The following is a 20237-nucleotide window of genomic DNA, read 5'->3' as shown; positions in this document are numbered from 1 at the left end:
GTGTGATACTTTTACATCGAGATTGCTTTAATATAATCTTTATCTCAAAACAGTAAATCTGTGAGTTTCTTAGTTAGGTTTGATTCCAATGTCAAAAAAACTTGTTTTTAGACATTACCAGTTATATATTTTAATAAATTAGAATTATATATAAAATGAAGAGCTTAAAGGAATTATCCTTAAGAATTAAAAATATTAAGTCTGTGCAGAAAATCACGAAAATAATGCAAATGGTTTCTGCAGCAAAATTATTACAAAGCCAAAAGAAATTATCAAATTCAAAATTGCATATATCTAAGCTGCATAGCATTATTTCTTCACTAGCGCTATCAGCGGATCAAGAGTTACTAGCAAGAATTCTAAATATCAATAATGAAGATTCTTTCCTAGTATTTATTATTGCATCTGATCGTGGTTTATGTGGCAGCTTCAACTCCTCTGTTGTTAAATTTAGTCAGGAGCATATAAACAAATTAATTGCAAATGATAAGAAAGTAGACATTGTTTTTTTTGGTAAGAAAGCTTTTGAGACAGGCAAAAATAGATTTAATTCTAAAAATATCTTGAAGGTTGAAAATAGTAAGGGAATCACACTAAAGCGTGTGGAAGCCTTGGTTAGTGATATAGATCTAAGTAAATACAATAAAGTTAAGGTTTTTTACAGTAAATTCTATAATACCTTCATGCAAAAGCCAATATTAGAAACAATAAAACCATGGAGTAAAGACTCATTATTAATTGATAATTCTGTAGTTAGTCCTCTAACAGATTACAGCTATGAGTATGAACCACAAAATATTGAGTTTATTTTAAAATCTTTGACTCAAGATTATGTTACAGCTTCTCTTTATTCTGCTTTACTTGAAAGTGCAGCAAGTGAAAATAGTGCTAGGATGGTTGCTATGGAATCAGCAAACAGAAATACAAAAGAAGTGCTAAATAAACTAGCATTACTTTATAATCGTTCTCGTCAAGCAGCAATTACAACTGATTTGATTGAAGTTATAGGTGGTGCAGAATCTTTATAGAAACTCAAGGAATGAAAAATGAATATATTAAATATTGCAGCAGATATCACTAAACTAATAAAAAAGCAGAATCAAGACGCAGAAGTTACAATATATGAAACTAATAAGACCTCGGTTTCTCAGCGTCTATCAAAAATTGAACAAATATCACAATTTAAAAACTGTACTGTCGGAATTAGAGCTATAGCAGGTAAGAACAAAGCTGCGTATATTTCCACAAACGATTTGAATAATCTTAGTAGTGCAGTGAGCCAAGTGGTGGAAATGGCAAAGAATGCCCAGGAAGATCCTTATATTAGTTTTGCTGTAGATGGCAGTAATTATATCTCTTCTGCAGATTTAAATATCTCAGATAATAATGTTGTAACAATTGATAACTTAAAAGAAATTACTGAAGCTACAGAAAATTCAGCTCTTGCACATAAAAATATTATTAATTCCGAAGGAGCTTCATCTTCACATACTTCAGTAAATACAGTATTATCAACCGTTTCTGGTTTTGTTGGTTCATTTAGTAAGTCAACTTTTGTTAATCAGGTTTCTGTTGTTGCTGGAGAAAAGAATGAAATGAAAATAGGCTACGATTACGATGTAGCATGCAACTTCAGTGATTTAAAAACACCGGAGTCAATAGGGAAAGAAGCAGCAAAAAGAGCAATAGATCAATTGGGTTCATGTACAATCAGGACAGGCAAATTTCCGGTTGTTTTTGAAAAAAGAGCAGCAAAAGAGCTAGTAAAGAGCTTTGCTTCTGCCATAAATGGTAGCAATATTGTAAATAATAGCTCTTTTTTGAGAAATAGTTTAAATAATCAAATTTTTAATACTGAGATTAGCATTATTGATGACCCATTGTTACCAAGGGGTATAACATCAAGACCGTTTGACGGGGAAGGAATAATGAGCAGAAGAAATGAATTTGTAAAAAATGGAGTACTGCAAAACTGGATTTTAGATCTATATTCGGCTAGGAAATTAAACTTGGAAACGACCGCAAATGCAACTCGTGCAAGTAATGCTGCAATTATTCCTTCAGCTAGTAATTTCTATTTCAAAAATGGTAATAGATCGTTTAAGGAATTAATTGAGGAAGTAAAAGAAGGAATATATGTAACTGATTTATTTGGTTTTGGTGTTAATTTAATCAATGGCGATTATAGTCAAGGTGCATGCGGATTTTTTATAGAAAATGGTAAAATAACGTATCCAATACACGAGATTACTGTTGCCGACAATTTGAAAAATATGTTTAGCAATTTAGTTGTTGCAAATGACCTAACTTTCTGTGGGCAGTTTAATTCACCAACGATTAAAGTTAGCGAAATGACAGTAGCAGGTTCACTTAGTGATTAAAAATTTTAGTTGCATTAAGTACAATAATTGTGTACTATTACTATGTAATGTTAAGAATAGACTATGGAGTATAGAAGTTTAGTTGCAGTAACTAAGCTTAAAGCATTCTAAATCGTAATTTCAAAGTTTTTCATCACATTAATAATGTTAGTTAGTAGTTTAGGAGTTATCCATATGGAATTTGGTAATATAAAATGGTTTAATGTTGAAAAAGGCTATGGTTTCATCAAGCCAGAAGGTAAAGGTGAGGACGTTTTTGTACATGTTAGTACATTAGAACGTTCAGGAATAAGACCTGATGAACTTCGAGGAGAGGATAAAAAGAGAGGAATGAAAGGGGAAAGAGTAAGTTATGAGCTTAAAGAAGAGCGTGGTAGGAACGGAGAAGATAAAAAGTCTGCAATAAATTTAAGATTGGAAGATTAGTCTATCGTGAAGCTTTTTAATAGGGTAATGTATTGTGAGTAATTTTCATGAAATGGGGCTTCCAACTTTGCTTAGGCAAGCTCTAAGTAAAAATAATCTTTGTGTTCCAACCCCGATTCAGGTGCAAGCGATTCCTCTAGCTCTTCAGGGCAAAGATATTCTTGGGTCTGCTCAAACGGGAACTGGAAAAACCTTAGCGTTTGCTATTCCACTGGTTGCTAAATTGATGAATGAGCCAAGCATTGGTTCAGCTTTAGTCATCGTGCCAACCAGAGAGCTTGCTCATCAGGTAACAAGTGAGATAAGAAAACTCTTATCTCAAAGTTCTTTACTAAGAGTTGCTTTGTTGATCGGAGGCGAGCCTATTTTTAGGCAGCTAAATCAGCTTCAGAAAAAACCACAAATTATAATAGGTACTCCTGGTCGTATTATAGACCATATTGAGCGTAAAACTTTAGTTACTCGGAATGTTGGTATTCTTGTGCTTGATGAGACGGATCGTATGTTTGATATGGGCTTTGGAATTCAGATTGAAGAAATTATGAAGCATTTGCCTAAAATAAGGCAAACTCTTATGTTTTCTGCAACTCTTCCTGGAGAAATAGTAAAACTTACTGAAAAATATCTTAATCAACCAGAGCGTGTTTCTGTCGATTGCCAGGCTACAACTTCTGTAAAAATTAAACAAGAAGTTGTTTATGCATCAGAATCAGAAAAATATGGCAAGCTTGTTACACAATTATGTCAGCGCAAAGGATCAATCATTATTTTTGTCAAAACAAAGCGAGGAGCGGATCAGCTAGCTGACAAATTGCACAAAGATGACTATAGCGCTTTGGCAATTCATGGTGATTTAAGGCAGCACAAGCGTGAAAGAGTCATTGATTCTTTTCGTCGTGGCCGCAATCAAATCATGGTTGCAACAGATGTTGCTTCTCGCGGTCTTGATATTCCGCACATTCAACATGTTATCAATTATGATGTACCACAATCGCAAGCTGATTATGTTCATCGTATAGGTAGAACTGCACGTGCGGGAGCTGAAGGATTTGCATTATCTTTTGTTACACCTCAAGATAAGAGAAGACTGCCTGCACTAGCAGATAAAGAAGGAGAGCCAAATTTTGATTGTAGTATGCAATCTCAAAAACGTAACAGCAAAAAGATCTTTAAAAGGCCAAGTACGTTAAAGGCTAAATACGGTAGAAAAAAGATCAATGTATTTAAGAAGAAAAGCAGAGTACTAGAAAAAGCGTATTAATGTACTTAACTATTCTTCTATTCTTTAAAAGCTCCAGTAAACTTGCTGCAAAGTGAAGTGATTGGAGGATGGTAGAAAGAATATATAGCTAGCCCAAATTAGATTTACCTACAATTTGATAATCTTAATTCTGCTGCTTATAACGTTTTGAGATTATCACAACGGTATAATGTTAGGCTGTGTGGACTATAATCTGTAGCTTAATTCAATTTGGCTACAACGAGCTGCTAGATTTCAGTTTTTTTAATAATTGTGTGCTACTAATTATATATAAATTTACACTTTTAAAGAGAATAGATGATTTCTAAAAATTTAGAGGCAAGTTTAAATAGAGCGTTACAGATTGCTTCTGATTGTAAGCTTAAATATGCAAAAGTGGAACATTTGTTGCTAGCATTAACCAAAGATGTGGATGTAAATTATGTTTTATCAAGATGTAACATCAGAGCTGGTGAAATCATAAATATAGATAATATTATATTAAGGAATGATCGTGGTAATAATGCAAAAGGTTTTTTACAAGACAACTCCGAATTAACTGTCAATAAAGTTGAGCCTGATGTGCTATTTCAACGCATAATACATAAAGCCATGATACGAGCTCATCGTCTGGGAAGAAAAGAAATAAATGGAGCAAGTATTCTATTAGAGATTCTGTCTGAGCAAGATTTATACATTGAAGAGCTATTATGCAAACAGAATGCAAAGGATTCTAATTTGATTTATAACATATCCAATATAAAATATTCAGGTGATATAGAAGAATATGTAACTAATCGCAAGATAAAACTTGATAAGAATAACGATATCTCTACTGTAGCAAATAAAGGTGAATTATTAAAAGATGAAGAAGTTCTACAAAATTATTGTAGAAATTTAAATGATTATGCAAGAAGCAAAAAAATAGATTATGTCATTGGTCGTGATTATGAATTAAATCGCACTATAGAAATCTTGCTAAGACGCAGAAAAAATAACCCTTTATATGTCGGAGAACCAGGTGTTGGTAAAACAACAATAGTTGAAGGCTTGGTATTGAAAATTATTGAAGGTAGTGTTCCGAGTGCACTGAGATCCAGCATAATTTATGCTTTGGATTTAGGATCACTTCTTGCAGGAACACGCTATAGAGGTGACTTCGAAGAGAGAATAAAATCTATAATAAAAGTAATTGAGGCAAAACCTGGCGCTATTCTTTTCATTGATGAAATACACACTATTATTGGAGCAGGTTCAACAAGTGGCAGCTTTCTTGATGCTGGCAATCTGCTCAAACCTGCACTTGCAAGAGGTGCGTTGCGTTGTATAGGTGCAACTACATATAGAGAATATAGCAATAGCTTTGAAAAGGATAAAGCATTAGCAAGGAGGTTTCAAAAAATTAATGTAAAAGAGTCTTCTATTAATGATACAGTAAAGATACTAGATGGTATAAAGCATTACTATGAAAGGTATCATGGAGTATATTACACGAAACATGCCATTAAATCTGCAGCTGAACTTTCACACAAGTATATTACTGGGCGAATATTACCTGATAAAGCAGTTGATGTTATAGATGAAGCAGGGGCATATTGTAAGTTACAAAAAAGCAGGCGAAAAATTATAAACAGTAGAGACATTAAGAGTACTATCGCTAGGATTACAAACGTACCTTGCGGGTTTGATGATATGCAAAGAGTAAAATCTTTGAAAGAAAATCTCAATAGGGCCATTTTTGGTCAAGAGCAAGCGATAGAGTTTCTCGTTAATTCTATTAAAATTGCTAAATCTGGTCTGAGAAGTTACAATAAACCCTTGGCAAAGTATCTTTTTGCAGGGCCAACTGGTGTAGGTAAGACTGAGCTTGCGAAGCAGCTAGCACAAAATATGGGTATGAACCTTATTCGGTTTGATATGTCTGAGTATATGGAACCTCACACAATATCTAGAATGATTGGTTCCCCTCCTGGATATGTGGGTTACGACCAAGGTGGATTGCTTACAGAATCTGTATCTAATAATCAATATAGCGTAGTACTTCTTGATGAAATTGAGAAAGCTCATAGTGATATTTATAATATATTACTACAAATCATGGATTATGGTTGTGTTACAGACACTTACGGACGTAAGGTTAATTTTTCCAATACGATTTTAATTATGACAACCAATGCAGGGGCATTTGAACGTAACAAAAGTTCTATTGGCTTTGGGTATAAAAACTTTAACATCAGTGACAGCGAAAAAGCAATGGAACGGGTTTTTAGCCCCGAATTTCGTAATCGTCTTGATGCAGTCATTTCCTTTTCTGATTTGGATGCGGATGTCATTTTGCACATTGTGGATAAATTTATTCAGGAATTAAAAAAACAACTTGTGCAAAAGGGTATAAGCTGCTCAGTGGAAGAAGAAGTAAAGTCTTATCTTGCGCAAACAGGTTATAGCAAAGAAATGGGAGCACGCCCAATAGAGAGGCTGATTGAAAAAGAGATAAAAAGTCATTTGGCTGAAGAAATACTGAATCGTCGATTAATTAAAGGAAAGAAATTAAGGATTTATATTGGTAAACACGGAATTGCTTTTGATATAGTTTAAATTCTTGCTTGAGTATTAAATTTGTAGTATAGTCACTATTTTTTAATGAGGCTATAGTGGCAAGTTTAACCAGAAATCAATATTACAGTAATCAAGATTTACGGAATTTATTTTCAAGGCTGGGAATAAAAGCGGAAGAAGTAATAAGCCAGGAGTTTGATGATGTACTTAAGTTAGTTGAGCGGCGCTTTAGAAGAGCTTCATTAAAATGTCACCCTGATAAAGTAGTAGGAGAGAAAGAGAAAAAAATAGCTGAAGAAAAGTTTAAAAAACTTAGTGCAGATAAAGATAAGCTAGAGAAATATCTTAACGACTTAAAAGCAGCTGGCATATCTATAACATTACAGCGAGAAGTGCAGGAAAAACAAAGGAGAATCAATGAGATTCTATTGCGTAGAGAGAAAGCTGTGAATAGAGCATGTTTATTTTTTATATTAGCAAATGTGGTACTTGGTCCGTCGCCTCAAGTCAAATATTGCTTATCACAACTTGCTAACAGTGGCAAAGTGCAAAATATTGCTTATAAATTTTATGCATTCAGCATTGGAGTTTGGCCATGGTTATTTATTATATCCTTTTGTAGTATTATCTATGCAGCAAGTAAACAAAGAGGCTCACAAGAAGGAAATCTAGATAGGTTAAATAGAAGATACAATCTACTTATTGCTGCTGATAATTATGTAATATGTATATCAGCAGCGTTTGCTGTATGCAGTTTAATGTCGGAAGTTGCACAAAATGGCTGGCCTGTTCAATATGGAACGATGCTAATAGCTAATTTAGCATTAGATTTATTACTTATTGCTTTACTTAGGACTTTTGTGAAAGCTTTTGAACTATATGGTGAATACTGTATCCAGTGTTTATATGAAGAAGATGCGGAATTTAGTTATAAAGAAAAATTTGCATGGTATGACTACAAATTAGTACTTATGCCGCTCGTTCTTCCTATTGTTAAAATGTATTTTGAAGATTTAGTTCAAGAAAAACCACAACAGCATACTACTGATCCTAAAGTTACACCTTTAAATATAGGCGTAGGAACAAGAGCATAAAAAGGTCTTTGCTTCAACTATAGTTTTTGCTACACTTTGAGTAAATTTGAAGATATTAATGAGTGAAGAAGTAAAACAAATCCTAAGTTACTACGAAAGTGAAAACCCTGGAGTAAAAGCGAATCTTACTCGCATTCTTATGCATGGGAAACTTGGTGGAACTGGCAAGTTAGTAATTCTCCCTGTAGACCAGGGATTTGAGCACGGACCAATAAAAAGTTTTGAAGTTAACCCTAATGCTTACGATCCACATTATCATTTTCAGCTTGCAGTTGATTCAGGAGTAAGTGCATACGCTGCTCCGCTTGGTATGATCGAAGCTGGTGCTTCAACTTATGCTGGAATGCTACCACTTATTTTGAAGCTTAATAGCGCTAACTCTTTGCACTCAAAAAGCTTAACTTCAGATCAAGCAATAACTGCCTCTGTAAAAGATGCGCTGCGTTTGGGCTGCATGGCTGTTGGGTTTACTATATATCCTGGTTCTGCTAAGTGTTTTGATATGATGGAAGAAGCTCGCAAAATTATAGCTGAGGCTAAATCTTGTGGCCTTGTTGTAGTGCTATGGTCTTATCCACGTGGTGAAGGGGTTTCCAAAGAAGGTGAAACAGCAGTTGATGTGATTGCCTATGCTGCGCATATAGCGGCTTTGCTCGGTGCCAACATAATAAAAGTAAAACTTCCAACCAATCATCTGGAAAGAGAAAAAATAGAAAATATTGAATCATTATCTAAAAGAATTGAATATATTAAAAAGTCTTGCTTTGCAGGAAAAAGAATAGTAGTTTTCTCTGGTGGTGAGTCAAAGTCAGTGGATGATATATACAATGAGGCAAAAGAAATTAAGCAAGGTGGTGGTAATGGTTCAATTATCGGGCGCAACACTTTTCAAAGAAAAAAAGAGGATGCTTTATCTATGCTAAAAGATATAATTAATATCTACGCATAAAAAACGGCTGGGTGGCAGAATGGCTTATGCGGAGGACTGCAAATCCTTTTATACCGGTTCAATTCCGGTCCCGGCCTCTTACTCCAATTAGATCGTTTTTTCTTCTGAAATTTTAACAAGAAGTGTGGCTTTTAATGAAATATTTAAAAAAATAAGATACTATATTCAAAATATAAGCAGTAAAATGCCAAAGAGATTAACAGAAGTTTTATTATTGATTGGTTTGCCCTTCTTGCTTACCAGTTGCACTTTTCACTATTTATTAAAGAGCTCGTATACTCATCTTGCACCAGAAAAGTACCCTTCATCCAACAAACAGCCGGTTTACGTCGGTACAGCTTACAGTGCACAGACTATATATAATGCGTTATTTAATGACTTTCTGTTAATAGGTAAGTCATCATTCACAGCCAAACATGGGCGTGCTAGTCAATATGTTAACTATGGAAGAGAAGTTGGAGCAGATGTGATAATCGTATCATTTCAAAATATGCAAAAGGATAAAGAGCATTTTAGCATCACAGAAAAACTATTATGGGACACAAGCTTAACAACATTTCATACAAGGACCATTATAAACTTTGATCAGGACGTACTCTTTCTAAAAAAGGTAGGTGATGCAAAAGCTCCATGGGAATATGTCAAAGGAGAGTTCAAGCTTCACGAAAAAGACGATACTGATCCATATCTAGGGAATTGGGTAGGGTATAGAATATGCGAGATTGCAATATCTTCTTCAGAAGATGAATACTTAGGATTTGTAAATGAAGATAATTGTAAAGAAAAATCTGGAATAAATAAGATGCTTGCTTGGAAAAATGGGGATGTAAGGTTGCGGATTAATAAACAATCAAAACAGGGATTTTATTTAAATCGAAATAAGATTCCTATACTAATAAAATCTCAAATTAACAAATTTGGCTACCTCGAATTAGTAGATGAAAATACTGATCAAGTTCTGGTTTCCCTTCAGAAAAATTAGTTTTTACTACCCATAGAAACTATATACTTACTATTTTGATAAACCTCAAGCTTTCTAAGTTATTCTTGTTGCATGGTAAAAAATAAACTAAAAATAAGCAAAGTGTTTTACAAAATGATATTACGTAATTTATTGTTTTTACTGCCGCCTGAAATCGCTCACTCCTTGGTAATAACGGCGTTAAAAAAGATGCCCTGTAGGAAACCTATAGAACTACCTAAGTCTTTAAATGTAAACTTTTTTGGTAATAAAATTAGGAGTCCTGTAGGTCTTGCTGCAGGTTTTGATAAAAATGCGGAAGTTGTAAAGCCGATGCTCTCATTTGGTTTTGGATTTATTGAGGCTGGTACTGTAACTAAACATCCCCAATATGGAAACAAAAAACCGAGAATTTTTCGATTAATTAAAGATGAAGGAATAATTAATAGATTGGGATTTAATAATAAAGGAGTAGACTATTTTCTTAAACAGATAAGTGAAACTAAACTTGGTAATTGTATTTTTGGTATAAATATAGGAAGAAACAGTACATCAAAGGACCAAATCAGCGATTATGTTGACTTAATAAAGATAGTATATGGAAAGAGCAATTATATAGTACTGAACATCTCATCCCCAAACACACCTAACTTGCGCGATTTGCACAATAAACAAGAATTATCCAAATTGTTGAAATCTATCACTCTAACCCGGAAATCAATCGATAGCTCTGAATCCATACCGATAATATTAAAAATTTCTCCAGATATAGATCAGCAAACAAAAGAAAATATCGCTGAGCTTACACTAGAATATAAAATTGACGGCTTAATAGTAAGCAACACTACGATAAGTCGAGATTCTTACTATAATGAGAGTGGTGGGTTGAGCGGCAGGCCATTATTTCAACTTTCAACCGAGTTATTGAGTGACATGTACAAGCTTACTAAAAGCAGAATTCTATTGATAGGATGCGGAGGAATTTCAAGTGGTGTTGATGCATATGAAAAAATAAAGGCAGGAGCCTCTTTAGTACAACTGTACACTGCTCTTGTATACCAGGGGCATCAAGTTGTGAACAAAATCAATCTGGAGCTTGCAGAATTGGTAAAAAGAGATGGATTTAGTAACATTACTGAAGCAGTGGGTTGTATACATTAATTTTGGAAGTTATTGATATTGTTTTAGTAAAGTAGAGCTAACTTTTTAGTGTAGAGGTATGATAGAGAGTGCTTTTCTATTGAATGATTAATATGAGAGTTTTGAACGATACAATATCTAAAGTTATTAATTATAAATTTACAGATTATGCAATATTAGAAGAGGCATTAACCCACCCAAGCGTAAATAAGAGAAATAGCGAAGACCAGGTTGTAAGCTACGAAAGGCTAGAGTTTTTGGGCGATAGTGTTTTGAATATGGTTGTGTCTGTTATGCTGTTTAAAATGTTTCCTGAAGAAAAAGAAGGAGCATTGGCAAAAAGAAAAACGGATTTAGTTTGTGGCAGTACCATTGCTAATGTTGCTAAAGAAATAGAGTTAGGTAACTTTATTATCATGAATAATAGTGAACGTTGTAACGGAGGAAAATGTAACTTAAAAAATTTAGAAAATTCGCTTGAAGCACTAATAGGTGCAATTTATATTGACGGCGGACTTGAGAGTGTTGAGAAATTTATTATCCGACATTGGGAAAAGCTAGCTAAGGACATCCTCGATCCTCCTCAAGATCCTAAAACTTCACTGCAAGAATGGACTCAGAGAAATAAATTACCTTTACCGAAGTATGAGCTTGTAAAACAAACTGGACCAGCACACAATCCTGAATTTACTATATCAGTTTGCATAGAGAGTTATGACAAAGTTTCTGCATGCGCTCCTAGTAAGAAAATTGCTGAACAAAAAGCTGCTGAGTTGATCCTAGAAAAAATTAAAAAAACGACTTAGTTTAATCAAAATAGCTGTTAGCATAAATTTAAAGTAAGCTAAGCTCTTTAGTTCAGCTTACATATTTTTTTATCTCAGCCAGAATCTTATCAGATTGACTTTCATCTGAATTTAAATCAGCTACAAAGTGTGTGACATATTTTCCTTCAGGGCTAATAAGGTATATCATTGAAGAATGGTTAATTTCCTCTTCTCCATCTACTTTACTTGCATATACTTTATACTTTGCAACTACTTCATCTATTTTTTGTCTTTCACCAGTGAGCATTTGTATTCTATGGTCAAATTGCTGCTGAAATTCTTTAAGCCTTTCTGTATTATCGCGCTCAGGATCAACTGTGATAAAAAATGTTTGTAGCTTGTTGTCAGTTTTCTCGTCTAACTTTGCAAGTGTTTCTGAAATTATTCCAAGGTTCATAGGGCAAATTCTTTTACATGAGGAAAATCCAAAAAAAATCATCATATACTTATCTTTGAAATCACTACTGCGTACTATTTGCCCGTTTTGGTTAATCAAAGAAAAATCCCCACCTATTTTAATTTCTGTATTTTGTGAAACAAATATGCCTTGCTTAGTAAAATAACAATAACCTAAGAAGATAGCTGCTACTGTTATTAGCAAACTAGACAATAACCTTATAAACTTTATCATTAAAGCGTTTCCAATAAAGTTAAATCATATATTGATTAGTTGATTGATTCAATATATTCCTTCCAAAGTGGGTTGTTAATTTTATCTAACAATTTCTTATGCTCATCAATTTCTTTAATACTTGGTGAATGTTCTCTGCGAGCTAAATTACGCACTTTATGTTGAATAAACGTAGAGTTATTGTCCTGAGCACATTCATTATTAAATAAAAAGGTTTGCAATCCTCCTGTAAGCTCAACATAGACCTTTGCAAGCAATTGAGCATCAACTAATGCTCCGTGTAACTCTCTACCTTCTAGCGATATATCAAAACGCTTGCATAATGCATTTAAAGAAGCAGGTGATCCTACAAACTTTTTTCTTGCAAGTGGTAATGTATCTAGCACTCTATTTGAGGAAATTAACCCAGCATTTAACTTGCCTAACTCCATATTAAGGAACTTAACATCGAATTCAGCATTATGAATCACCAAAATGTCATTGGATATGAAGTCAAGAAATTCAAGTGCAACATCTGAGAATAGTGGTTTATCTTCCAAAAATTCCTCACTAATACCATGAATCTTAAATGAGTGGTAAGGTATATCTCTTTCTGGATTGAGATATCGATGAAATGTTTTACCTGTTGGAATACGATTAATTAGTTCTACACATCCTATCTCAATAATTCGATGGCCAGATTTAGTATCAAGACCTGTAGTTTCAGTATCAAGTACTATTTCTCGTAGCCTACTTTTCATCAGTTGTCATTTGTTGTTAAATTTTTATCAGTACTTGCCTTCTTATAGTTAATAGAAACAAGTAACCAAGTTAGATCTGATGAATTAATATTTTTTTTGAATTGCCATACATCTTCAACTTTGTTAATAGTAGACATGCTACCTGATGTGATGTTTCCTTCGTTATTCTTAACGAAGTTAATTTGCTCTGAAAGGAAATATACTGCAATAAATATTACGTTTTTTACTAACTTTATTTCTAAGATCTTTTGTGAAACGATAGAAACAATTATGGACTCATGTGTCTCTTTACGATGTTTAATCTTATCCACAAAACTGTTATATAAGTCTTTGTCCAGAAGGGATTTTAATTGAGGTAAATTTCCTTGGTTAAAATATTTTATTATTAATTCAAAAGCTATGCTTGAACCTTCTATAAAATTGGAAATAGAAAACTCTTTGTTTTTTTGTAATATTTGTTCATAAGTAGTTTCTATTGAACTTTTGTCGTTGCTATAAATATAATCTTCGATATTTTCTACCACATCTTCTTTACTTTGACTTACATCCAATACACCTGTTAGCTTTTTTAGGTTGAGACTGGCTGATCTTCCTAAAGAATTATATAAGCGTGAAAAAATAAACGCCGCTAGTAAAGCATATATTACAAGCTCTATCATGGTAACTTAACTCCTTGATATATAAAGTATCTAAATATTATTAATTATTGATAAAAATATGTTTTTCATATTAACCTATAGTTAGGTTTACTATTCATTTGTAAATGAATATATTATATAAGAAAGTATTAAACATCTCAACTTAATTAAAGGAGACGTAAGAAATGTCACAACACAAAATGAAAATTCATGGTCAGTATGTCAAAGATTTTTCGTTTGAGAATCCAAATTCGCCATTCCTTCCTTCTAGTAAAGCTCCTGATATTAATGTAATGGTTAATATTAATTCAGCAAAATTAGAAGGAACAGAAAATAAAAAAGGAATAAGTGAAGAAAAGCCTTTTCATGAAATTACTTTGCATATAGAAGCCAAAGCAACGGTAAAAGATGAAGATGTAAAAGATGATATAGCTTTCATTTGCGAGGTAAAGTATTGCGGTATTTTTTCAATAGAAAATTTTACAGAGCTAAGTGAGGAAGAGGTGAGACAAGCTTTATTTATTGGTGGACCTACTTTTCTTTTCCCTTTTGCAAGAGAAATAATTGCAAGAACTACAAGTAGTGGTGGGTTTCCTCCACTTATGCTAGATCCTATAGATTTTGAAACTATGTATCAGCAGCAAAGTCAACAACAAAAAAGTAGCGCTAGTAATTCCAATTTTAACTAATACAGGATGAACAATTCTTTAAATGCAAAGACGACTTTAAATATTGATGGAAGGTTATATAACTACTTTAACCTAAGTAACGCTGGTAAATTTTTAGGAGTAAATTTAACAAAATTGCCTTGTTCACTCAAGGTATTGCTTGAAAATTTATTGCGCAACGAAGATGGAGTAAGCGTTAAATTAGATGACATAAAGATATTAGCAAATTGCGTCAAGAAACACATTAATCACGAAATTAGCTACAAGCCAGCAAGGGTTTTGATGCAGGATTTCACAGGAGTTCCTGCTGTCGTTGACTTAGCTTCAATGCGTAATTATGTGAAGAAAAACGGAGGTAACCCCAGCAAAATAAATCCATCTGTACCTGTTGATCTTGTGATCGATCACTCTGTTCAAGTAGATAGTTACGGAAGCACTTCTGCATTTGGTAAAAACGTTGCACTGGAAGTAAAAAGAAATTTGGAGAGGTATCAATTCTTAAAATGGGGAGAGTCATCCTTCACAAATTTTAGAGTAGTGCCACCAGGTACTGGAATTTGCCACCAAGTGAATCTTGAATATTTAGCGCAAGTTGTATGTAACGATAGCGGAGTTCTATATCCAGATACCTTAGTCGGTACAGATAGTCACACTACTATGGTAAATGGTTTATCGGTTCTTGGTTGGGGTGTTGGTGGAATAGAAGCTGAGTCTGTGATGCTTGGTCAACCAATTAGTATGGTAATTCCAGAAGTAGTAGGATTTAAATTAATAGGAAGACTTTCAGAGGGAGTAACAGCAACTGATCTAGTGCTAACGATTACTAATATCCTGAGAACAAAAGGCGTTGTTGGCAGATTTGTGGAATTTTATGGTGATGGCTTAGATTGTTTATCTTTGGCAGATAGAGCAACCATAGCTAATATGGCTCCAGAGTATGGTGCAACTTGTGGATTCTTTCCAATTGATCAGAAGACACTAGATTATTTAAACTTAACCGGAAGGCCAAAAGAGTTGGTTAAATTAGCTGAAGTCTATGCAAAAGAACAAGGGCTGTGGCGTAGTAATGAAGAATTGGCGTTCTTTGACACACTGAAGCTTGATTTATCAAGCGTAAAGCCAGTGATGGCTGGTCCTAAAAGACCACAGGATAAGATTTTCCTTTCAGAAGTAGCGGAATCTTTTTCTACATCTTTTCCTATTAATGAGACAAACAGACCTCCGTTGGAACCTATCTATGGCGATCAGCTCCAGAGTGGCAGCGTAGTGATTGCAGCAATAACAAGCTGCACTAACACCTCAAATCCAAGTGTGATGATTGCTGCAGGTCTTGTAGCTCGTAATGCAATTAAACTTGGATTAAAATCAAAGCCTTGGGTTAAAACTTCTCTTGCTCCAGGGTCACAAGTTGTGACAGAATATTTAGAAAAGTCTGGATTGCAGGTAGATCTAAATGCTTTGGGTTTTAATCTAGTTGGATATGGCTGCACAACTTGCATTGGAAATTCTGGTCCACTTAATAAGGATATAGAGGATGATATAAAAAACAAAAACTTAACTGTTGCTGCAGTTTTGTCTGGCAATCGTAACTTTGAAGGAAGAATTCATCCGTTAGTCAAAGCTAATTACTTGGCATCTCCGCCACTTATTGTTGCATATGCACTTGCAGGCACTGTGCAAATTGATTTGACAAAAGATTCAATATGCAAAGATAAGAATGGAAATGATGTCTATCTCAAAGATATATGGCCAACAAATAATGAAGTTGAGAGCTGTGTTAAAAGTGTTGTGACGCGTGAAATGTTCATACAAAAGTATAAGGATGTTTTTTCTGGTGATGAGCATTGGCAAAAGATAAAGTGTGAGAAAGGTGAAATCTATGATTGGGACACGAAAAGCACTTATATACAAAACCCTCCCTATTTTGATAATTTATCGACTAAGAACAATGGAAGCAACATAGTTGATATAAAGAATGCGCAAATACTAGCGATGTTTGGCGATAGCGTCACTACCGACCACATTTCCCCTGCTGGAAATATTGCCTCAAATAGTCCTGCAGGCATATATTTAAAAGGTCTTGGAGTTGAACCGCAAGATTTCAATTCATATGGATCTCGCCGCGGTAACCACAACGTAATGATGCGTGGAACCTTTGCTAATATCAGAATAAGAAATAAAATGGTGAGCGCTGAGGGTGGCTATACAAAACATATTCCTTCTCAAGAAACTATGTCAATTTTTGATGCAGCAATGCAATATAAAAGAGAAGCTGTTCCATTAGTTGTCATTGCAGGAAAAGAATATGGTACAGGTTCAAGTAGGGATTGGGCAGCAAAGGGTACTGCATTACTGGGAATTAAAGCTGTGATTGCAGAAAGTTTTGAACGCATACATAGGTCCAACTTGGTCGGCATGGGTGTTCTTCCACTTATATTCCAAAATGGAATAACCAGAAAGATATTTGATGGTAGTGAGATAATAAGCATAAAAGGTGAAATAGTATCAAATGGAAATCTAGAATGTATCATTAAAAGACAGGATAATTCAAAGCAATCAATACAACTCAAATGCTGTGTACAAACCGCAACTGAGATTAAATACTTAATGAGTGGTGGGGTGTTAAGCTACATACTTCTTTCGACTTAGTAAAAGTAAGTACTAGACTTCTTTTAGCTCCAGCCCTGGTCCTTTTAAATAATGATTTGTTCTATGCGAAGTTATGATATAATTTTACCTTACATATAGTAAAGGTGTTTTATAGATAATTATGATTAGCTCTATACAAGAACCTAATGAACTCAGAAAACGTTTACAAGGATTTTATCGTACTGATGAAAAAAGCTGTGTACGTTATCTTGTAGAAAAAGTAGAACTTTCGGTTGATTCGAAAAACAGAATTTACAATATTGCAAAACAAGTTATTGAAAAAATCAAACACAATAAATTAAGTATTGTAGATTCCTTTATGCAGCAATATTCGCTTTCCAATGATGAAGGAATAGCATTGATGTGCCTTGCTGAATCGCTACTTAGAATACCAGATGATTACACAATAGACGAATTGATCAAAGATAAAATTACCAACCAAGAATGGAATAAACACTTGGGGCGTTCCTCTTCATTGTTTGTTAATGCTTCCACATGGAGCTTGATGATAGGTAGCAGTATATTGAGAGATAATGAAGGCGATTCGAAGTTCTATTACGCAATTTCTAAGTTACTTAAGAATTTAGGAGAACCGATCATTCGCAAAGCAGTAAAACAAGCAATGTCTATGCTTGGTAATCATTTTGTTGTTGGAGAAACCATAGAAGAAGCTTTAAGATATGCAAAACTAGATGACAATAGTAAGTTTTTATACTCTTTTGATATGCTTGGCGAAGCTGCTCACACAGCTGAAGATGCAGAAGAGTGTTTTGATTCATACATGCACTCAATAAAAGCTATAGGTGCAACTACTGAAGTGAATGATTGTTTTAAATCCCATGGAATTTCAATAAAACTTTCTGCTTTGCACCCACGTTATGAATTTGGTCAATTTGACCGAATTGCTGATGAGATATTTACTAGGGTTTTAGAGCTCTGTCGTGAAGCAAAAAAATACAACATTTCACTATGCATAGATGCAGAAGAATCAGAAAGACTTGAGATGTCATTAGTTTTATTCGAGCAACTGCGTCTTGATGAGTCACTTTCTCAGTGGGGAGGGCTTGGCTGTACAAGCATATCAAAAACGTGCTTTATCTGTGCTTGATTTTGTTGAGGATGTTGCTATCCGATCAAAGCATAAAATTATGGTAAGGCTTGTGAAAGGTGCATATTGGGACTCAGAAATCAAGTGTGCACAAGAGCTAGGGTTAAGTGGTTATTCGATATTTACAAGAAAAAGCTATACTGATGTATGCTACCTTGCGTGTGCACAGAAGCTTTTAAGCAAAGTAAATCACTTTTACCCATGCTTTGGAACTCATAATGCCTATACTTTTGCTACTATAATAGAGCTTGCTGACAAAGATCATCCTGGATTTGAGTTTCAGCGTTTACACGGAATGGGTGAGGATTTATATGATTATGCAATGTCAGAACTTGCAACAAGCATCAGCTGTCGTATATATGCACCAGTTGGTAAACGTAGTGATTTATTACCATATCTTGTTAAGCGTCTTCTTGAAAATGGAGCTAATAGTTCGTTCGTCAATCAAATAAATGATCCTAACGTTAAAATTGAAGAATTAGTCTCGGATCCATTAGAAAAAGCTAAAAGTTTAGAATATGAACCTCATCAAAACATTCCATTGCCACAAGATATTTTTGGAGAGGAAAGAAAAAACTCCTTGGGGATGGATATTAGTGATTCAATTACAGTTTCGCAATTTGCAAATGATATAAAAAAATTTAGTGAAAAGAAATGGCAAGTTGGGCCAATAATTGATGGAAAGGCACTACTTGATAGTGCTGAATTTATCGAAGTAGTGAATCCTGCACATTTGGAAAATGTAATTGGAGAAGTGTCAAGTACAACAAGCGCTCAGGCTTTAAATGCTCTTGAAATAGCACATAGTGCTTTTACTAAGTGGCAGAATATTTCAGCAGAAGAGCGCGCTAAATGCCTTGAAAAAGCTGCAGATTTGCTTGAAGAAAGGATGAAAGAGTTGGTTTACATTCTGATCTTGGAAGCAGGAAAAATTTTATCCGATGCAATAGCAGAAGTAAGAGAGGCAATCGACTTTTTGCGCTATTATGCAATGATAGTAAAAAACGAACTGAATGACTGGAAAAAATTGCCAGGTCCAACAGGTGAAGATAACTTCATCTTTTTTGAGGGCAGAGGAGTTTTCTTATGCATATCACCGTGGAATTTTCCACTTGCTATCTTCATTGGGCAGGTTTCAGCTGCACTTGTAGCAGGTAATGCAGTGCTGGCAAAGCCGGCAGAGCAAACGCCGATTATTGCCTATGAAGCCGTTAAGATACTACACGAAGCTGGAATACCAAAAAATGTATTACATCTTGTTCCAGGAGATGGTCGATATTTAGGTAAAATATTAGTGCCAGATAATAGAATTTCCGGTGTAGCTTTTACCGGCTCAACACAGACTGCTCAAATAATTAATAGAATGCTTGCCAGCAGAGATGGTCCTATTGTGCCACTTATCGCTGAAACTGGTGGATTAAATGCTATGATTGTTGATAGTTCTCCTCTTTTAGAGCAGGTAACTAAGGATGTTTTAATTTCTGCATTTCGCAGTGGCGGTCAACGTTGTTCTGCTCTCAGAGTGCTATTTATTCAAGAAGATATAGCAGAAAAACAGATAAAAATGATATGCAATGCAGCTCAAGAACTAAAGATAGGTGACCCAATACAACTGAGCACAGATATTGGTCCAATAATTGACAAAGCATCTATTGATATACTCACTAAACATACGGAAAAAATATCAAGGGATGAAGATTCAAACCTTTTGTCCAAGGTACCCATGGATACAAATTCTTATAATGGTTATTTCTTTCCTCCGTACATTTATGAGATACAAAAAATTTCGCAATTAAAGCAAGAAGTGTTTGGGCCTATTTTACATATCATACGTTTTAATAAGTCGCAGTTAAATGAAGTTATAAGTGATATAAACAATACAGGATATGGACTTACGTTTTCTTTGCAAAGCCGTGTACAAAGTAAGATCGATTTAATAAGCAAGAAAATATCAGTTGGAAATGTATACATCAATCGCAATCAAATAGGTGCAGCAGTTGGAATGCAACCATTTGGCGGTAGAGGACTGTCAGGTACCGGACCAAAAGCTGGTGGTCCTAATTATCTGCAACGTTTTTCTATAGAAAAGGTTGTAAGTGTCAACACTACAGCATGTGGCGGTAACATTACACTTGCGTGTTTGGATTGATTTGCAATTTCTAAATTGGAAGTCCGTGCAGTTGTGTATGCAGTACTAAAACCTAAAACTCATACACTGAAAGGATA

At 34.4% G+C, this 20237-nt stretch carries 15 protein-coding genes, 1 tRNA gene and 1 pseudogene; 14 read left to right on the top strand and 3 right to left on the bottom strand.

Annotated elements, in window-relative coordinates:
* Positions 1–155: 155 nt before the first annotated feature.
* The 11 genes from atpG to rnc all read left to right on the top strand — a co-directional run bounded on the left by atpG (position 156) and on the right by rnc (position 11556).
* The gene (gene atpG, locus OPR29_RS04445) at positions 156–1028 is read left to right on the top strand and encodes an ATP synthase F1 subunit gamma (RefSeq protein WP_265025130.1); all 873 of its coding nucleotides are present in this window, start codon (positions 156–158) and stop codon (positions 1026–1028) included.
* Positions 1029–1046: 18 nt separating this feature from the next.
* Entirely contained in the window at positions 1047–2381 is a 1335-nt protein-coding gene (locus OPR29_RS04440; RefSeq protein ID WP_265025129.1) for a TldD/PmbA family protein, read from the top strand.
* Positions 2382–2555: 174 nt separating this feature from the next.
* Positions 2556–2807, top strand: coding sequence for a cold-shock protein (locus tag OPR29_RS04435; RefSeq protein ID WP_007302456.1), 252 nt, complete (start codon positions 2556–2558; stop codon positions 2805–2807).
* Between the two features lie 34 nt (positions 2808–2841).
* On the top strand, positions 2842–4068 hold the full coding sequence (locus tag OPR29_RS04430; protein WP_012481988.1) for a DEAD/DEAH box helicase: 1227 nt from the start codon (positions 2842–2844) through the stop codon (positions 4066–4068).
* A 297-nt stretch (positions 4069–4365) separates the two neighbouring features.
* Positions 4366–6645, top strand: a complete 2280-nt coding sequence (locus tag OPR29_RS04425) for an AAA family ATPase (RefSeq protein WP_007302458.1) — start codon at positions 4366–4368, stop codon at positions 6643–6645.
* Between the two features lie 56 nt (positions 6646–6701).
* A complete protein-coding gene (locus OPR29_RS04420; protein WP_264376718.1) occupies positions 6702–7700 on the top strand; it encodes a molecular chaperone DnaJ in 999 nt (332 codons plus the stop codon).
* A gap of 58 nt (positions 7701–7758) precedes the next feature.
* Entirely contained in the window at positions 7759–8649 is an 891-nt protein-coding gene (locus OPR29_RS04415) for a class I fructose-bisphosphate aldolase (protein WP_213863897.1), read from the top strand.
* Between the two features lie 5 nt (positions 8650–8654).
* Positions 8655–8726 (top strand) — tRNA-Cys (locus OPR29_RS04410).
* Between the two features lie 107 nt (positions 8727–8833).
* Positions 8834–9631, top strand: a complete 798-nt coding sequence (locus OPR29_RS04405) for a hypothetical protein (protein WP_052264760.1) — start codon at positions 8834–8836, stop codon at positions 9629–9631.
* 72 nt (positions 9632–9703) lie between these two features.
* Positions 9704–10771 carry a quinone-dependent dihydroorotate dehydrogenase gene (locus OPR29_RS04400; protein ID WP_007302462.1) on the top strand — a complete coding sequence of 356 codons (1068 nt, stop codon included), beginning with the start codon at positions 9704–9706 and terminating at the stop codon, positions 10769–10771.
* A 92-nt stretch (positions 10772–10863) separates the two neighbouring features.
* Positions 10864–11556 (top strand): ribonuclease III, encoded by a 693-nt coding sequence (gene rnc / locus OPR29_RS04395; RefSeq protein ID WP_012481989.1) that lies wholly within the window; start codon positions 10864–10866, stop codon positions 11554–11556.
* Positions 11557–11608: 52 nt separating this feature from the next.
* Here the strand turns inward: rnc and OPR29_RS04390 are convergent, their stop codons facing one another.
* From OPR29_RS04390 to OPR29_RS04380, 3 genes are read right to left on the bottom strand one after another with little or no spacing between them, the layout of a single operon-like run.
* On the bottom strand, positions 11609–12208 hold the full coding sequence (locus OPR29_RS04390; protein ID WP_007302464.1) for an SCO family protein: 600 nt from the start codon (positions 12206–12208) through the stop codon (positions 11609–11611).
* Between the two features lie 35 nt (positions 12209–12243).
* Positions 12244–12948: a DNA polymerase III subunit epsilon gene (gene dnaQ, locus OPR29_RS04385; protein WP_265025128.1), complete on the bottom strand. Its 705-nt coding sequence runs from the start codon at positions 12946–12948 to the stop codon at positions 12244–12246.
* A complete protein-coding gene (locus tag OPR29_RS04380) occupies positions 12948–13607 on the bottom strand; it encodes a Tim44/TimA family putative adaptor protein (protein WP_007302466.1) in 660 nt (219 codons plus the stop codon). Before OPR29_RS04380 ends, dnaQ begins: the two co-directional genes overlap by 1 nt.
* A gap of 164 nt (positions 13608–13771) precedes the next feature.
* Here OPR29_RS04380 and secB point away from each other — a divergent pair, with 164 nt between their 5' ends.
* The 3 genes and pseudogenes from secB (at position 13772) to putA (ending at position 20160) form a co-directional block, all read left to right on the top strand.
* A complete protein-coding gene (secB, locus tag OPR29_RS04375; RefSeq protein ID WP_007302467.1) occupies positions 13772–14275 on the top strand; it encodes a protein-export chaperone SecB in 504 nt (167 codons plus the stop codon).
* Between the two features lie 6 nt (positions 14276–14281).
* Positions 14282–16903: an aconitate hydratase AcnA gene (acnA, locus tag OPR29_RS04370; RefSeq protein ID WP_052264762.1), complete on the top strand. Its 2622-nt coding sequence runs from the start codon at positions 14282–14284 to the stop codon at positions 16901–16903.
* 121 nt (positions 16904–17024) lie between these two features.
* Positions 17025–20160 (top strand): annotated as a pseudogene (putA, locus tag OPR29_RS04365) (bifunctional proline dehydrogenase/L-glutamate gamma-semialdehyde dehydrogenase PutA).
* Positions 20161–20237 lie beyond the last annotated feature (77 nt).

Source organism: Wolbachia endosymbiont (group B) of Pammene fasciana, assembly GCF_947251495.1.
Classification (GTDB): Bacteria; Pseudomonadota; Alphaproteobacteria; order Rickettsiales; family Anaplasmataceae; genus Wolbachia.
The sequence above is the reverse complement of the archived record's forward strand: the minus strand, read 5'-3'. Positions and strand labels throughout refer to the sequence as shown.

What these genes read in the sequence shown, in the direction of transcription:
- atpG (WP_265025130.1), top strand. Translation starts at nt 156, where the DNA reads ATGAAGAGCTTAAAGGAATTATCCTTAAGAATTAAAAATATTAAGTCT.
- OPR29_RS04440 (WP_265025129.1), top strand. Translation starts at nt 1,047, where the DNA reads ATGAATATATTAAATATTGCAGCAGATATCACTAAACTAATAAAAAAG.
- OPR29_RS04435 (WP_007302456.1), top strand. Translation starts at nt 2,556, where the DNA reads ATGGAATTTGGTAATATAAAATGGTTTAATGTTGAAAAAGGCTATGGT.
- OPR29_RS04425 (WP_007302458.1), top strand. Translation starts at nt 4,366, where the DNA reads ATGATTTCTAAAAATTTAGAGGCAAGTTTAAATAGAGCGTTACAGATT.
- OPR29_RS04415 (WP_213863897.1), top strand. Translation starts at nt 7,759, where the DNA reads ATGAGTGAAGAAGTAAAACAAATCCTAAGTTACTACGAAAGTGAAAAC.
- OPR29_RS04405 (WP_052264760.1), top strand. Translation starts at nt 8,834, where the DNA reads ATGCCAAAGAGATTAACAGAAGTTTTATTATTGATTGGTTTGCCCTTC.
- OPR29_RS04400 (WP_007302462.1), top strand. Translation starts at nt 9,704, where the DNA reads ATGGTAAAAAATAAACTAAAAATAAGCAAAGTGTTTTACAAAATGATA.
- rnc (WP_012481989.1), top strand. Translation starts at nt 10,864, where the DNA reads ATGAGAGTTTTGAACGATACAATATCTAAAGTTATTAATTATAAATTT.
- OPR29_RS04390 (WP_007302464.1), bottom strand. Translation starts at nt 12,208, where the DNA reads ATGATAAAGTTTATAAGGTTATTGTCTAGTTTGCTAATAACAGTAGCA.
- dnaQ (WP_265025128.1), bottom strand. Translation starts at nt 12,948, where the DNA reads ATGAAAAGTAGGCTACGAGAAATAGTACTTGATACTGAAACTACAGGT.
- OPR29_RS04380 (WP_007302466.1), bottom strand. Translation starts at nt 13,607, where the DNA reads ATGATAGAGCTTGTAATATATGCTTTACTAGCGGCGTTTATTTTTTCA.
- secB (WP_007302467.1), top strand. Translation starts at nt 13,772, where the DNA reads ATGTCACAACACAAAATGAAAATTCATGGTCAGTATGTCAAAGATTTT.
- acnA (WP_052264762.1), top strand. Translation starts at nt 14,282, where the DNA reads ATGAACAATTCTTTAAATGCAAAGACGACTTTAAATATTGATGGAAGG.